Raw genomic sequence first — 15,691 nt, forward strand, 5'->3', positions numbered from 1 at the left:
CCGTCGCCACCATCTGCATCGCCCACAAGCTTTTAAGGCCCAGCCCCTGAGGGCAGGAAGGCTTTGCCTTCCCGTCCTCAGGGGCTCACTTTAAAAACCGACGAACGGCCCACTGTCCATTCAAAGCCACCGTCCTCCATACACATCCATCGCCTAAAAACCCCACCCCATACACGGTTGACCACCCTCCGAGCACGCGCTACACCAGAGCCGTAGAGCGCTGTCATCGACAGCATTGCCCAGGTAGCCAGGGATCTTTAAGGCTACGCCCTACAGTGGTGGTCCCAGCCATGCGCGCTCGCTTCCAATTAGGCGCGCAGTCACGCCCAACGTGATCGAAGCCAACTTATCCACAGTGCAAATGCGGCAGCCCACGCCCGTCTCTTTCTCCAGGAAAGAGACGGGCGCCGAAACTACTGCCGCAGCCCTTGCCGGGCAACACATTGCAGCGTTTGTCACTGTGACAATCGGCGTGACAAACCCCGATGTCACCCGCAGCAGCAATGCAGATGATGGTGCCGCAGCCCACGGAATGCACTGCACCTGACTGACAGTCAGGCACGCGCTGGTCATCGCATTACTGCCTGTAACAGACTCAGGATCTCGCGGCGCTGGTCTCGTCAGCCAGCGCAGCCTCCACCCGCCCACCGTTATCGGTGCTCAGGAGGCCAGATCATGAGATGCCCAAGCTCCCGGTCGTAAAGAGCCGCCCGTCCCACGTAAGTGGACAACCCTCACAGGCTGCAGGGGCCTTGATCCCTGATAACACTCAACAACCGTGGCGGGGAGAGTGAGGGAGAAATTCGAAGCACCAGGAGAATGACGATGCAATTGTGCGAAGCGTTTGACCTGCCACAGCCGCTGCTGGAATACCGGCCCGAGCCGCTGGCGTATCCGGTCGAAGCGTTGGGACAGATATTAGGACCAGCCGTCGAACGCATGGCCGAGGTGATCGGCGTGCCCTGCGCCATGGCTGCGCAATCGGTGTTGGCCACTGCCGCCCTGGTGACCCAGTCGCACGCTAATGTGCAGCTCGATGGCCGTGTTTATCCGTTATCCCTGTACATGCTGACGGTGGCATCGTCGGGTGATCGGAAAAGCGCAGTGGATCATCTGGCGCTGGCGGCTGCGCGTGAGTGGGAGCGGCGGCAGTGGATGTTGTACTTGCAGCAACTGAAAGCCAATCGCGCCGCCATTCGAGGAAAGCACGAAGCTCGTGAGTTATCCGACCCCGTCCCGCCCAGGTTGATCATCGCCGAGCCCACCATTGAGGCGCTGATCAAAAACCTATGCCAGGGTTTGCCCAGCATGGGGTTATTCAACGATGAGGGTGGCCAGTTTTTGGGCAGCAGCACCATGAGCAAAGAGAACCAACTCAAGGCAATCACCACCCTGTCAGCACTCTGGGACGGCAGCCCTATCGACCGAGCGCGGTCCATGCCTGGGGAAAGCCTGCGAGCTTATGATCGCCGTCTCAGTCTGCATCTGATGCTGCAACCTTACCTGGCCAACCAGCTACTCACAGATCGAATGATCAACGGCCAAGGCATTCTTGGGCGCTGCCTGATCAGTTGGCCCGAACGCCTGGTGGGGCGGCGCTTGTACAAGGCCGTCGACCTGACGCGAGATGCCAGGATCCAGCGCTATCAAGCGCGCATTACCGCTCTGTTGGATAAGCCGCTGTCGCTACACAACGATGGTTCACTTAACCCTGACAGGCTGGAACTGACACCCAGCGCGCGCACTGCCTGGATCGATATTCACGACACCATCGAATGCCAATCTGGTGAGTTTGGCGAGCTGGCCGGCATTCAATCTGTCGCCGGGAAAGCAGCCGCCAATGTACTGCGTATCGCCGGGGTATTGGCGGTGATTGAAGACGCGCCCGTAGTGGACGAACCCCATATCCAGCGTGCCTCGACGCTGATGGATTACTACCTGGCCGAAATCCAGCGCCTGACGGAGCAAGAGCCCATCAACACGTTACGCGAGGAGGCGGATCGACTGCTGCGCTGGCTGACGCAAAAAGGCTGGACCCAATTTACCGTCCGCGACCTCAATCGCAATGGCCCCCGCTTTGCCCGCAAAAGCAGTCATCACACCATTACGCTGCTGGTCGAATTAATCTCACATAGCTGGCTGGACTCTTCTGACGGAAAGACCTTCGAGGTGCGCCATGTTCCGCCTCAATGACGCGGTGCGCCGTTACCAGGCGCAGCATCAGACACGACCTGCATTGCGGAGTGTCGCCACTTCCGTCGCCGCCTTGTCGCCATGCTTCAGAGCAGCAACTACAAGGGTTGTCGCCACTGTCGCCGTTGTCGCCACACCCGCCTTAGGGCCTGTCAACATCGGCCAACTGATCCACCAACTGCGCGAAGAGGGAGCAATACTGCGGCATCAGCAAAACGCCCTGATTATTCGTCCCGCACATTGGCAACAAGTGAACAAGATCAGCGCCCACTGGAAAGCGGTGCTGCGCTTTCTGCAAGACAATGAAAACGGTGAAGCCGATGGCATTGGTCGGCCGACGTGACGGGCGCAACTTTGGCTACGGCCGTCAGCTCAGCTATGCCGGCCCACAAGCGCTGAAAGATATGTTTGCCGGCGGCCACTTCGCTACGGTCAAAGCATACAGTGATCGCTGGCAGGCTTTCGTGAAGTGGTGTCGGTCAGCGGACGGCCCCGGTTACAACGACGCCCGCCAGATAGATCGCAGTACCTTGCACAGCTACGCCAAACACCTGCGTCAGCAAATCCAACAAGGTGAAATCTGCATCGCCACCGCGCAGAACCGCCTGAGTAGCGTAAACCGTACCCTCGCAGCACTACGCGGCGACCAGTACGTGAAAATCGCCAGCCCGAGCAAGACACTCGGCATGCAGCGATCAAACGTACGCACGCGAGCACCGGATGGCCAAGAGCATCAACAACTGAGTCGAGTGATTGAAGCGCTTCGTGAGCAGCAACACTACCGCGTCGCTGCGATCGTCTACTTGGCCCGCGCAACCGGCATGCGATTGCGCGAAACGATCTTGGCTGACCTGCCACGTTTGCAATGTGAGGCTAAACACTTAGGCCGCATCAATATTCAGGATGGGACCAAAGGTGGCAGGTCCGGAGCTTCGGCACCACGCTGGGTCGTGGCCAATGAAAAAGTGAGGGCGGCGCTACAGTTCGCTCGAAATGCGTCACCAATCGGCAGCCGTAACTTGCTGGCTCGAGACGAAAGCTACGCAACGTTCTTGCAACAGACCGTGTGCCCTGCGCGTAAAACACTGCACGAACAAGGACTGAAAAGCTTTCATGAACTAAGAGCGGCTTACGCTTGCGAACGGTACAAGCAACTTACCGGTGACCCCGCACCGGTTAGTGGTGGCCACTGTTATCGCGTTGATCACGACCTTGCTCGACAGGCGCGCCAACAGATCAGCTTTGAGCTCGGACATCACCGAATCGACGTGGTATCAGCATATATTGGAGGTCGGACATGACCAAGCCATTCGATATGGCGCTTTTCCTGAGTGGCGTATTGACTGGCTCGACTGCTACGCAGCAACGCCATCTTCGGCAAGCCCGGATTATGCATGTGGCTATTCAAAAGCGGTGGCAGCGCGAGAATCCGTGGGTTTGGCAGGTTAAGCATGTGCGATGGTTTCTGGCTTTCTATCTAGACGGCCGCGCGAATACAACGTTGTATTACTATCGGCTTACTGCACGATTGATCTGGAGCCGCATGGGACGCACCTCGTCATTGCGTTGATGAGATTGCTAGCCTCATCCCCTGAAAGCGACCTAGAGCTGTTGCAGCACGGAAGAAGATATGTAGTGCTCAATTCATGGTTGGACGAGATAACGTTTAGGTAGATTACTTTATCTCACTAACACTTAGGCGGTGAGTCACGAGTATTTCCAAACCATCCTCGTAACCCACGCTCCCATATGAGCCCCCCTAACCAATTGTTTGCTGGCCATAGTGCTGGCTATCAAAACATGGCCTAAGAAACTAGAATCGTTGCTTTCTTGAGGATTGGCGCTCCAAGCGGCTTCGAAGGCCGGGAGCGCTGTGAGCTGTCCTCATACCCGTGTTATTAAAAGGATGCTGTTTTGGCTCAGTTAGAAAACATCGAGGCAATTGAAAGACGGCTTTGGAAGGCGGCAGACACCCTTCGTAGCAACTCTGAACTAGCCAGCAACGAATATTTCCTGCCCGTGATGGGCTTGATTTTTCTGCGTCACGCCTATAGCCGCTTCCTCGCCGTAAAGGGACAAATCGTTGCGAGTTTGCCGAGCCGGGGCGGCAAGCCCCGTGAGCTCACGAAGGAAGATTTTTCGCAGAAAGGGGCAATTTTCCTCAATCCTAAGGCTGAATTTGACGCCCTTGTAGCGCTGACCGACGCCGATGATCGTGCCGAAGCCATCATCAAGGCGATGGAGTCCATTGAGAAGGATTATGCCAACCTAGCGAGCCAGTTGCCTAAGAACGAGTATCGCAGTATCCCGAACGATGTCCTCGGACAGCTCTTGCGGACCTTGAACCCGGACGAGTTGAAGAAGGCTACCGGGGATATTTTCGGTCGCATCTACGAGTACTTCCTGACCGAGTTTGCCGACCAAGGGGCGCATGACGGTGGAGAGTTCTTCACGCCTGTATCTTTGGTGCAGCTCATCACCAACGTGCTGGAGCCCGATCACGGTATCGTATTTGACCCGGCGTGCGGCTCTGGCGGCATGTTCGTGCAAAGCGCTCATTTCCTAGAAGTCCATAAAGAAGATCCGAACAAACTCACCTTCTTTGGCCATGAGAAGAACCGTGTAACGACTCGCCTCTGCAAAATGAACCTTGCTGTTCATGGTCTTGAAGGTAACGTTGTCGGCGGCGAACAGGCCATCACATATTACAACGATCCCCATGAAAACCTTTGGGGCAATGTCGATTTCGTCATGGCGAATCCTCCGTTTAACGTAGACGAGGTGGATGCTGAGAAAATCAAGAATGATCCGCGCCTGCCATTTGGCATCCCCGGCATCAACAAAACCAAGAAAGTCCCAAATGCAAACTATCTCTGGATTCAATATTTCTATAGTTACCTAAATGACAAAGGGCGGGCAGGTTTTGTCATGTCCTCGCAAGCATCAAGTGCGGGCCGTGAAGATGTCAAGGTGCGCGAACAGCTTGTGAAATCAGGCCATGTCGACGCCATGATCGACATCCGCAGCAACTTTTTCTACACACGTACAGTCCCCTGTCAGCTTTGGTTTCTTAACAAAGATAAACCCAAGGAGCACCAGAACAAAGTCCTGATGCTTGACGCAAGGAATGTTTACCGTAAAGTCACACGAAAAATCTACGACTTTAGCCCTGAGCAACTTAATAATTTAACCTCAATTTTATGGCTATATCGAGGAGAGGCGGATCGTTTTATTGAGCTTGTGCAAAGCTATATAGATAGAGCACTGCTCGAAGCCCACGCTTGCGAAAAGTCAGATAAATTACTTGCAGAGCCGGTTCCAGATTTTATTGCAGCGTTTAAGGCGCTCTATGCAGCAATGGAGCCATTCCTTAAGCAATTGGAAAGTGGAGCTAGTGCTGAACATTTGCATGTTACTCTGCACGGTGAACTACTCACAGCTGTTGAGCAAATTGATTCTGACTGGGCTAGCTTAAAAGTTTTGAAAAACGACCTACACAAATGGTGGGGCGGCAGCACAAAAGAGACAGCAAAAGAGCTGTACGACTTTACAGAGAAAGATGTTTGCCTCAAAGAACTTGCTGTGAATAGCCGTGATTTGATTAAGCTGATTGACCACTCTTACAAACTCAGCACACGGCTTATTGAGCTTTGCGAAGGCGAGCATACTGCGAGAGAAAGTGAACACTGGGATTACGCAAGCATCCATGGAACTCGTCGTGTAAGTCTGAAAAAAACAGCAGATGCCGCGAGGCGAGTAGCGATAGAGCAGCTCAAACAAGTTCGATATTTTTATAAACAAGCGCATTGGCTGCTACACCGCTTTCCCGAAGGGAAACTAGCAAATGTGAAAGGCCTCGTCAAACTTGTATCAATAGAAGATATTGAGGAGGCTGATTGGAGCCTAACTCCAGGGCGATACGTTGAAGTAGCACCTGAGGAAATTGATGAGGATTTTGATTTTGACGAGGTAATGAAAGATATCCATATTGAGCTCAAGGGGCTAAACGAAGAAGCCGTATTCTTAGCGGAAAAAATTTCGCAGAATTTTGAAGGGCTTGGGGTATGACTTGGGTTGAGCGCTCACTAAATGAGCTTGGATATGTCTCTCGGGGAAGGTCCCGCCATAGGCCAAGAGATGCCGAACATCTTTACGGTGGTCAATATCCTTTTATACAAACCGGCGACGTAAAGCACGCGGGGCTATATCTTAACGATTTTAGCCAAACTTATAGCGAAGCAGGGTTGGCTCAGAGCAAGCTATGGCCTGCTGGCACGCTATGTATAACAATCGCTGCCAATATTGCTGAAACCTCTATACTGGGAATTGACGCATGCTTTCCTGATAGCATCATTGGGTTTATTCCCGATAGTGAAAAGGCGGATGCTCGATACGTAAAATACCTGTTTGATGCAAAATTAAAGCTTGAATACAAGCAATTCACTCAGGGGGCGGCGCAAGACAACCTTAGCCAAGAGAAGCTTCTTTCAATAAAGTTTCGAGTCCCTCAAGAGCTTAGTGAGCAAATAAAAATTGCGAACTACATATCCACCTATGACGATTTAGTAAGGAATAACAATCGGCGTATTCAGCTTATTGAAGATTATTGCCGACAATTATTCAACGAGTGGTTCACCCAGCTACGCTTTCCAGGGCACGAGCATATTAGAGTTACGAATTGTGTGCCAGACGGATGGGGAAATGTCCCACTCAATGAAATTTGCACTGAGATCAAAAATAGCGTCTCTCCGGATAAGCTTGATCCGGATACGCCTTACATCGGATTGGAGCACATGCCGCGCCGCTCAATTACTCTGAGTCAGTGGGATTCAGCAGAGAGGGTAACAAGCACAAAGCTAAGGTTTTCGCTAGGGGATATTCTGTTCGGAAAAATCAGACCGTACTTCCACAAGGTGGGCTTTACCCTCTGCGAAGGCATTACCTCTTCCGATGCTATTGTTATAAGGCCTGCAAGCGGGTTACTTTACTACTACTGCCTGCTATATTTATCCAGTGATTTTTTTGTTGCTCTTGCCTCGAAGACTGTAAAAGAAGGATCTAAGATGCCCCGGGCAGACTGGAGCTACCTGAAAACATCAAAGTTAAATGTCCCGCCAGAGCCTCTGCTGGATGCTTTTAATGAGCAAGTTTCTGATGCTATTGAAACACTCAAAACTCTCTCGATTCAAAACAAGACTTTGATCAGAGCCCGTGACTTACTATTGCCTCGACTGATGAATGGAGACATCACCGTATGAATGCGATGACCGAGGATCACCTAGCGCAGGAAACGACTACTAACTACCTATTGCATGACTTGCAGTGGGATGAGTCGATCTACGCCATGCAGGAGGTTTTAGGCAAGGAAGGCACCCTCGGTCGCACCAGTGAAACTGAAGTAGTGCTGAACCGCTACCTTGGCCAGAAGCTAATCGACCTCAATCCCGGTCTCCCGACGGAGGCCTATGAAGACGCTTTGCGTATTGTGAATGAGTACAGCAGCAGTTCTGTGCTGCTGGCGACCAATCGCGAGAAGGACAATCTTCATAAAAATGGCGTTGAGGTCAGCTTCCGCAACGAGAAAGGTGAGCGCGTCAAAAAGCGCCTTCGCCTTTTCGACTTCGATAATCTTGAAAAAAACCACTTCCTCGTCGTGCGAGAACTGTGGGTCAAAGGTGAACTGTATCGCCGACGCGCCGATATAGTGTGCTTCGTGAACGGCATCCCGCTCGTGTTCATGGAGCTCAAGAATGTCCATAAGGACATCAAGTCGGCTTACGAGAAAAACTTTGCTGATTACAAGGACACCATCCCGCATCTCTTCCACCACAACGCGTTCATCGTCTTGGGCAATGGCGTGGACGCCAAGATCGGCTCGGTCTCTAGCAAATTTACGCATTTCAACGACTGGAAGCGCTTGCATGAGGACAGTCCCGGCGTTGTGGACATGGAGACGCTGCTGAAAGGCACGTGCTCCAAAGCGAACTTGATGGACATCTTCGAGAACTACATTCTCTTCGATGAGAGCACTGGAAAACTCGTGAAAATCGTCGCCCGGAATCACCAGTTCCTAGGTGTTAATCGCGCCATTGATGCCGTGAAGGATCGTAAAGCCCGTGCCGGCAAACTCGGGGTTTTCTGGCACACCCAAGGCTCCGGCAAGTCCTATTCAATTGTGTTCTTTGCCCGTAAGGTCCACCGAAAGCTCGGCGGCAACTACACCTTTGTCGTCCTGACCGACCGCGAGGATCTAGATACTCAGATCTACAAAACCTTCGGCGGGTGCGGGGTTGTGGATAACGACCGTGATCCGTGCCGTGCCACCAGCGGCGAGCATTTGCAAGAGTTGCTGGGGCAGCACAAAGCTTTCGTATTCTCGTTAATTCAGAAATTCAACAAAAAGGTCGATCCCGAGAAACCTTACTCGGAACGGGATGACATCATCGTCATTACTGACGAAGCGCACCGTACCCAGTACGGCACGCTCTCACTAAACATGCGCAACGCCATGCCCGGTGCCAGCTTCATCGGCTTCACCGGTACGCCACTGTTCAAGGATGATGAAATCACCAAAAAGGTCTTCGGTGAATACGTCTCCACCTACGACTTCCAACGCGCCGTAGAAGACAACGCCACCGTACCGCTCTATTACGACGCGCGCGGCGAACAGCTACGCTTTGTAGATGAGGATGGCGACGAACATAGTGTTGCCGATCCGAAGGGCCTAAATGAGAAAATTGCGGCAAAACTTGAAGAGTTAGAGATTGAGGATATCGATATTCAGCAACGCCTGGAGCGCGCGCTGAAACGTGACTACCACATCATCACCAGCACCAGCCGCCTCGAACAGGTTGCACAGGATTTTGTCCAGCATTACGCCAATGGCTGGGAAACAGGCAAGGCCATGCTCGTTTGTATCGACAAAATAACCTGCGTGCGCATGCACAAGCTGATCGATGCCTACTGGCAAGATCACATCGCACTACTGGAAAAAGACCTGCCGAGCGCTCTGGATGAGCAAGATGATATCTGGCGTCGCCGTCAGATCGACTGGATGCGGGAAACGCAGATCGCCGTTGTGGTGAGCGAAGAACAAGGCGAAGTGGACAAGTTCCGTAAATGGGACCTGGACATCACCCCGCATCGTCGCCTGATGAAAGAGGGTTTTCTGCTTGGCGATGGAAAGCGTATCGACCTTGAGAGTGCATTCAAAAAGCCTGAACACCCGTTTCGCGTGGCTATCGTCTGCGCCATGTGGCTGACCGGTTTTGACGTACCAACCCTGTCCACACTTTATCTCGACAAGCCTTTGCAGGCTCACACGCTTATGCAGGCTATTGCCCGCGCGAACCGTGTTGCAGAAGGCAAAAATAACGGTCTGATCGTCGATTACTGCGGCATCCTCAAAAACCTGCGCGAGGCCCTGTCTACCTTTGCCGGTCGCGGAGATGAGGGGCATGGGGATGATGAGAGCGAACTCGACCCTACCTTGCCTAAGGAAGACCTTCTCGCAGAGCTCATCGAAGCCATCGGCTTTGTACGCGACTTCCTTCAAGTCCAGGGCTTTCGCCTTGAAGACATCAACGAGAAGACAGGCTTTGCGCGAAACGCTGCCATCATCGAGGCCAAAGAGGTAGTCAACGAGAACGATCAGACTCGCAAGCGCTTTGAGATTATGGCTCGCGAGGTCTTCAAGAAGTTCAAAGCCTGTATCAATGTGCCCGGCGTGAATGGGCAGCGCGATACCAGGGATGCGATCAATATCATCTACAAAAGTTTGCAGGCCGACCAGGAAGCCGCTGACATCAGCGACATCATCCGTCAGCTTCACGGGATCGTTGATGAAGCGATCCACACCCGTACCGCTACAGGTGAGGGAGCTGGGGTCTATGACATTAGCAAGATCGACTTCGAACGGCTGCGTTTGGAGTTTGCAAAATCTCCGGCCAAGCACACCGCCGTGCAGGGATTGAAGGATGTCATCGAAAAACGTCTGAACATCCTTCTGATGAAGAACCCCCTGCGTACTGACTTCCAGGCTCACTACGACAAACTTGTCGATGAATACAATCTTGAGAAAAACCGGCTCACTATCCAAAAGACCTTCGAGGCGCTTCTGAAGCTTGTCGATGATCTGAGTGCAGAAGAACGACGCGCCATGGAGGAGGGGCTTGATGAAGAAACTCTCGCCTTGTTCGACCTCCTCTCAAAGCCACAGCTCTCCAAGGGCGATACAGCAAAGATCAAGAAGGTCTCTGCCGAGCTGCTGGAAACCCTGAAAGCCGAGCGGCTTAGGGTCGAGAACTGGCGCGAGAAGGAAAGCACGCGCGACGCTGTGAAGCAGAAAATCTATGACTTCCTCTGGGACGACAGCACCGGGCTTCCGGATAAAGACTACAGTGAGAGTGAGATCAAAATCCTGGCTGAGAATGTTTTCCGGCACGTCTACAGGGCTTACCCGACCGTGCCGTCGCCGATATATGGGTACTGACATTTTCAGAGGGCCATAGCAGTGGTCATGAAGCATCCTGGCAAGATCAAATGTAAACAGGTCGTGGGAGTAGGCTGCATTATTCCAACTGGTATTCCAGTCAAAGATAAAAATCGATATTAATTCGATAAATTAATAGTTTGCTTTACGGGCTCAAATCCCCCCGGCCCACCAATTCGAAGCATCGACAGAACCCGCCTAGTGCGGGTTTTGTGGTTTCTGGAGTTTAGAAAGCCCACAGGACGGCCCTTCAGAATTTTCCGTCAAGCTATCGCGCCATTGATGAACTGGTGCAACGCCCACCACACAGATAGCCTCCCCCAGTCGCTGCAAAATCAGCGACCGGGTTTAGCAGCTCGTTTACTATCAAGGCCTGCAAAGCCACCATCCGTTCCAGCGATGCTGTCAGCATCCGCTGGTGCGTATTATGGCGGCTGTGCGTGGGGCACTTTCGGGTGCGCCGGGTTCCTTGATTCCTGGTCTGCTAACCCGCGTACAGTCGCCACCCTTTTCGTTTAGCAGCGATGTCTGGCGACTCCATCAATCAAGGAGTTTCAGCCATGAAAAAGATCACCCCCAATCCACCCCCAACAACCCTCTTCACCCTCGCCCCAGACATCTCCCCCGAAACCCTACTAATCCAAGCCAGCGAAACCCTCGCCTCACTCAACGCCATGACCACCGACCTGGCCTTCGAACTCGAAGGTGCCAGCCGTCACAAGCTGCTAGCCACCCAGCAATTGATCGTGCTGAGCGAACTGTTGGTAGAGCGAGTACTGGTCCTCACCCAAGACACACAAGCATTCCAATAATAAAAAAGGCCGAGGAAACTCGGCCTTTTACTGTCATGCGCTTCAGAAATCCCAGCGCGTCGTCACCATCACATTGCGCGGGTCACCGTAGTACGCCGAGTCATAGAACCCGATATTGGTGAAGTATTTCTTGTCGAACAAGTTGTTGACGTTAAGCGTGGCCGACAGGTTTTTCGTCAGTTGATAGCGCGCCATCACGTCCACCAGCCAGTACGGGTCCTGGGTGAATTTTTCCGAACGACCGCCGCCCGGATAGCCCCAGTTGCGCACGGTTTGCCAGCCCGCGCTCTGCCAGCGCGTGCCACCACCTAGGGTGAGTTTGTCCAGGCTGCCTTGGAGTTTGTAGCTGGTGTATAGGGTGACCTGATCCTCGGGCTCCCAGGTCGCCACTTTCTTACCATCAGCATCACGGGCGATCTTGTGGGTGTAGCCGGCTTGCAACTGCCAGCCGGGGGCGAGTTCGCCGGAGATTTCGGCTTCGTAGCCTTTGGTTTTGCTCTCGGTGCCCATGTACGCGTAATCAACGGCCGGCTGGGAGTTCCAGGCGGTATCGGCGATCGGGCGATTGGTCTCGTGCACCTCGAAGTAGGCGAGGCTGGCGTTCAGGCGACCGTCGAAGAATTCGCCCTTGAGGCCGATCTCGTAGTTTTTGCCTTCGTCCGGTTCAAGCATGGTGTTGGTGCGGTCGCGGTACTGGGTTTGCGGCTTGAAGATTTCGGTGTAGCTGGCGTAGGCGGTGAGGTTTTCGTTGAGGTCGTACGTCAGGCCGGCGTACGGCACGACCTTGCCGCTTTCTTCGGTGTCGCTGGTGCCAGTGACTTGATAGTTGGCCACCCGCGTGCCCAGCAACAGGTGCATCGCGTCGGTCAGGCTGAAGCGCCCGGTGATGTAGGTGCCGGTCTGACGCGTGATTTCATCGCTGAACCGGGAAGCCTTGCCCCACGCCGGTTCAATGGCTTCACCGTGCCAGTTGTAAAAGTCATAGGCGTTGTTGAAGTAGACAGGGTTACGGTAGTCCTTGCCCTTCCAGCGAGAGCTCGACACGGACTGCCCGATCACCAATTCGTGTTCACGGCCAAACAGGTCAAAGGGGCCCGACGCGTACACATCCAGGCTGTCGCTGGTGGTGTCACCGGTGTACTTGGCCGCATAGATCGAACTGGCGGTGGCGGAGTCCTGGGAGATGTAGCCCAGCGGCGCGTCATAGCCATTGACCTGATGGTTGTACTGGCCTTTGGTGACCCAGCCGTTGTCGAAATTGTGTTCCAGGGTGGCGAACACGGTGTGGCTGTATTGTTGCCATGAACCCCACTTGGGCCCGTTGTTGAACGAGCGCGGCAGGTCGAGTTTGTTGCCGGTGGCGTCGAAGATGGTGCGGGTGCCGGTCCAGCTGGAACCTTTGGGGTCGCTGTCCTGGTAGTCGGCGCCCAGGGTCAGCAGGGTGTCCGGGGTCAGGTCGACTTCGAGGATGCCGTAGAGCACGCTGGTCTTGCGCGAGTAGTGATCGAGGAACGACTTTTTGTCCTGATACGCCGCCACCGCACGGCCACGCACGTTGCCGGTGTCGGTCAGGGGGCCGCTGACGTCGACCTGGGAACGGTAGTTATCCCAGGAGCCCGCGCCCAGTTCGATGCTGCTTTTGAACTCGGAGGTCGGTTTCTTGCGGATCAGGTTGATGGTGCCGCCCGGGCCACCGGCACCGGTGAGCAGGCCGGTGGCGCCCTTGAGCACTTCGACGCGGTCGTAGATCGCCATGTCAGTCATGGTCTGGCCTGCCGAGTATTGGGCGTCGCGCAGGGTCGGAATGCCGTCGTACTGGAAGTTCTCGATGGAGAAACCACGCGAGTAATAGTTGGTGCGCTCGGTGTCATAGGTCGACACGGTGATGCCTGGCGTGTGGCGCATTACGTCATCGATGGAGTTGAGGCCGAAGTCATCCATGACCTGGCGGGTGACCACCGAGATCGATTGTGGTGTTTCCCGTGGTGTCAGTACCAGGCGCGTGGCCGTGGCGATGGTGCCCGGGGTATACGAGCCCGTGCCTTCGGTGACCGTGCCGAGTTGGTTGGCGCTGACTTGGGTGGTCTGCAACTCTACCTTGCCGTCCTGGGACAACGGCTTGGCGACCACGCGATAGCCACCCTGCTCGTGCTCCGCCTGCAAGCCCGCCGGGCTCAACAGGTGCTCCAGGCCTTCGTCCACCGAGAAATTACCTTTGAGCCCTTTGCTCTGAATGCCGGCTGCCAGCGCCGAATCAATGCCGATCATCACGCCCGCTTGCTGCCCAAAGGCCCCCAACACACGGTCCAGGCTACCGGGCGAAATGTCATACGCACGAGGTTGGGATTGTTGCTGGGTAGGCGCCGCAGTGGCGGCCATGATGCTGTGGCTTGCGGTTGCCACCGATAAACCGAGGATAACGGTGCGCAAAGCGCTGACGCGGCTGAGCATAAAGACTGTCCTGTCGTGAAAGGGTTGGGTGGACGCTTTTTTCTGCGTCTTACCTGTCTTGATGCTCGAGATGGGAAAACCTGCCACGCGGTGAACACTATTTTTCGGTCAGGCGGGCCCGACGGTCGCCAGGTAGCCGAACACCCGCTGCACGCGCACGGGCAACACCTTGGCCAGCAGGTCGAGGCTGGCTTCGGGCTGGTCCAGCGAGAACGAACCTGACACCTGCAAACTCGCCACCGCAGGGTCGCAGCGCAGCACGCCACGCCGGTAGCGGTCGAGTTCTTCGAGTACTGCGCCGAGCGGCATGCGCTCGGCGATCAACAGGCCTTGGGTCCAGGCGTCGGCGGTGGATGGCACGGCTGCTGGCTGACTGCTCTGAAGACGATTGAAGATCAATTGCTGGCCGATACCGAGTTGCGTGCCGACACCGTGCAACGGCTCGACAGAGGCGCTGCCCGAGAGCATCTGCACCCGCGTACCCTGCTGGCGAAGCAGGTCATGGCTGATGATGATCTGTGAGAATGCCGCAGGCCGTACCCAGCCATTGGCAGTCTGGACCGCAATGTCGGCGCGCGGGCCTGTGGTCAACAGCAGCCGACCGAGGTTCAGCGCCAAGTGGGCGCCACGGATATCCACAGCGGTGCGCGTATCCAACTGCAATTCCCCGGCATTGGCCAGGCGCAGGTGCCGTCTCTCCCCGGTAGCGGTGTGGTAATCGCTGAACAGCTCCGGCAACAGCGCCCGCTCGCGCACACTCAGGCCAACGGCGGTGGCCACGCTCAGGCCGGCGAGGCCCTTGAGCACGGTGCGCCGCGATGGACCACTGCGTGCGCGCAACAATTGGCGGGCGCTGGGCGCGGGCAATGTGTGCGTGTGGAGGCGCATGTCGCGGCTGAGCCCAGCCAAGCGCTGCCAGGCCAACTCATGTTGCGGGTTATCGTTGCGCCACTGCTGGCAAGCCTGCTGCTCGGCGGCGCCGCAGGTGCCCGATTGCAGCGCGACCATCCAGTTCAGCGCCTGGTCCAACACGTGCTCGTCCAGGGGCTGATTATTGGCGGGCTTGAAACGGTTCATGCCGCGTAAACCGCCAGGTAGCAATGGCGATAGGCTTTAAGCATGGCTTTTTGCACCACATTCACGCTGAGGTCCATGTGCTCCGCGATCTGTGGATAAGTCAGGCCATCCAACTGGGACAGCAGGAAGATCTCGCGCACCTTGCTGCCCAACCCGTCCAGCACCTGGCCGACGGCGTCCAACGCTTCAAGCACCAGCAAACGGGTTTCCGGCGACGGCATGTGTTCGGGCTCCAGGATCATCAGCGACTGTTCATACGCTCGCTCCAACGCCTGGCGACGGAAGTACTGCCCGCATAAACGGCTGGCGACAGTCGTAAGGTAGGCTCGCGGCTCACGAAAAACCGGCACGCTGCCGCTGCTCAGGATCCGCACGAAGGTATCCTGCGCCAAGTCCAGGGCCTGCTCTTGCCCACCCAGCTTGCGCCGCAACAACTGCACCACCCAGCTGTGGTGCTGGGCGTAGAGTTCGCCCACAACCTGATGGGCAGAAGAAGATGAGGCCATCGGTGCGATATCCAGGGGACGGCTAAGGAAAGTCACACATGATAATACTTCTCATTAGAGACAGGTTAGGAGTTTCTGTCTTACCTGAAGAATGCTGCGAGCTGTTGGAAGTCACCGATATGGACTACACCCGCTTACTCAAGCAGCCAGAAAAGTCCTGC

Annotated in this window: 11 protein-coding genes; 8 read left to right on the forward strand and 3 right to left on the reverse strand. The window is 55.1% G+C overall.

Annotated features, from left to right (window positions below; genetic code table 11):
- Positions 1-825: 825 nt before the first annotated feature.
- The 8 genes from M2497_RS27335 to M2497_RS27370 all read left to right on the forward strand — a co-directional run bounded on the left by M2497_RS27335 (position 826) and on the right by M2497_RS27370 (position 11,496).
- On the forward strand, positions 826-2,193 hold the full coding sequence (locus tag M2497_RS27335; RefSeq protein ID WP_248484624.1) for a YfjI family protein: 1,368 nt from the start codon (positions 826-828) through the stop codon (positions 2,191-2,193).
- Positions 2,177-2,536, forward strand: a complete 360-nt coding sequence (locus tag M2497_RS27340; protein ID WP_248484625.1) for a hypothetical protein — start codon at positions 2,177-2,179, stop codon at positions 2,534-2,536. Before M2497_RS27335 ends, M2497_RS27340 begins: the two co-directional genes overlap by 17 nt.
- A complete protein-coding gene (locus tag M2497_RS27345; RefSeq protein ID WP_248484627.1) occupies positions 2,514-3,494 on the forward strand; it encodes an integrase domain-containing protein in 981 nt (326 codons plus the stop codon). Before M2497_RS27340 ends, M2497_RS27345 begins: the two co-directional genes overlap by 23 nt.
- Positions 3,491-3,763, forward strand: coding sequence for a hypothetical protein (locus tag M2497_RS27350; protein WP_248484629.1), 273 nt, complete (start codon positions 3,491-3,493; stop codon positions 3,761-3,763). The genes M2497_RS27345 and M2497_RS27350 overlap by 4 nt, the downstream gene beginning before the upstream one ends.
- Before the next feature lie 344 nt (positions 3,764-4,107).
- Positions 4,108-6,261, forward strand: coding sequence for an N-6 DNA methylase (locus M2497_RS27355; protein WP_248484631.1), 2,154 nt, complete (start codon positions 4,108-4,110; stop codon positions 6,259-6,261).
- Entirely contained in the window at positions 6,258-7,451 is a 1,194-nt protein-coding gene (locus M2497_RS27360; protein ID WP_248484633.1) for a restriction endonuclease subunit S, read from the forward strand. Before M2497_RS27355 ends, M2497_RS27360 begins: the two co-directional genes overlap by 4 nt.
- Positions 7,448-10,684, forward strand: a complete 3,237-nt coding sequence (locus M2497_RS27365) for a type I restriction endonuclease subunit R (protein WP_248484635.1) — start codon at positions 7,448-7,450, stop codon at positions 10,682-10,684. Before M2497_RS27360 ends, M2497_RS27365 begins: the two co-directional genes overlap by 4 nt.
- A 560-nt stretch (positions 10,685-11,244) precedes the next feature.
- Positions 11,245-11,496, forward strand: coding sequence for a DUF6124 family protein (locus M2497_RS27370; RefSeq protein ID WP_248484637.1), 252 nt, complete (start codon positions 11,245-11,247; stop codon positions 11,494-11,496).
- Between the two features lie 42 nt (positions 11,497-11,538).
- Here the strand turns inward: M2497_RS27370 and M2497_RS27375 are convergent, their stop codons facing one another.
- The 3 genes from M2497_RS27375 to M2497_RS27385 form a co-directional block, all read right to left on the reverse strand.
- Complete coding sequence (locus M2497_RS27375) at positions 11,539-13,947, reverse strand: TonB-dependent siderophore receptor (RefSeq protein WP_282579039.1); 2,409 nt, start codon at positions 13,945-13,947, stop codon at positions 11,539-11,541.
- A 108-nt stretch (positions 13,948-14,055) separates the two neighbouring features.
- Positions 14,056-15,024, reverse strand: a complete 969-nt coding sequence (locus tag M2497_RS27380; protein ID WP_248484639.1) for a DUF4880 domain-containing protein — start codon at positions 15,022-15,024, stop codon at positions 14,056-14,058.
- Positions 15,021-15,530, reverse strand: a complete 510-nt coding sequence (locus tag M2497_RS27385; RefSeq protein WP_179040709.1) for a sigma-70 family RNA polymerase sigma factor — start codon at positions 15,528-15,530, stop codon at positions 15,021-15,023. Before M2497_RS27385 ends, M2497_RS27380 begins: the two co-directional genes overlap by 4 nt.
- Positions 15,531-15,691 lie beyond the last annotated feature (161 nt).

The sequence above is a fragment of the Pseudomonas sp. CYM-20-01 genome (assembly GCF_023169845.1).
In the GTDB taxonomy this organism is placed as follows: Bacteria; Pseudomonadota; Gammaproteobacteria; order Pseudomonadales; family Pseudomonadaceae; genus Aquipseudomonas; species Aquipseudomonas azotoformans.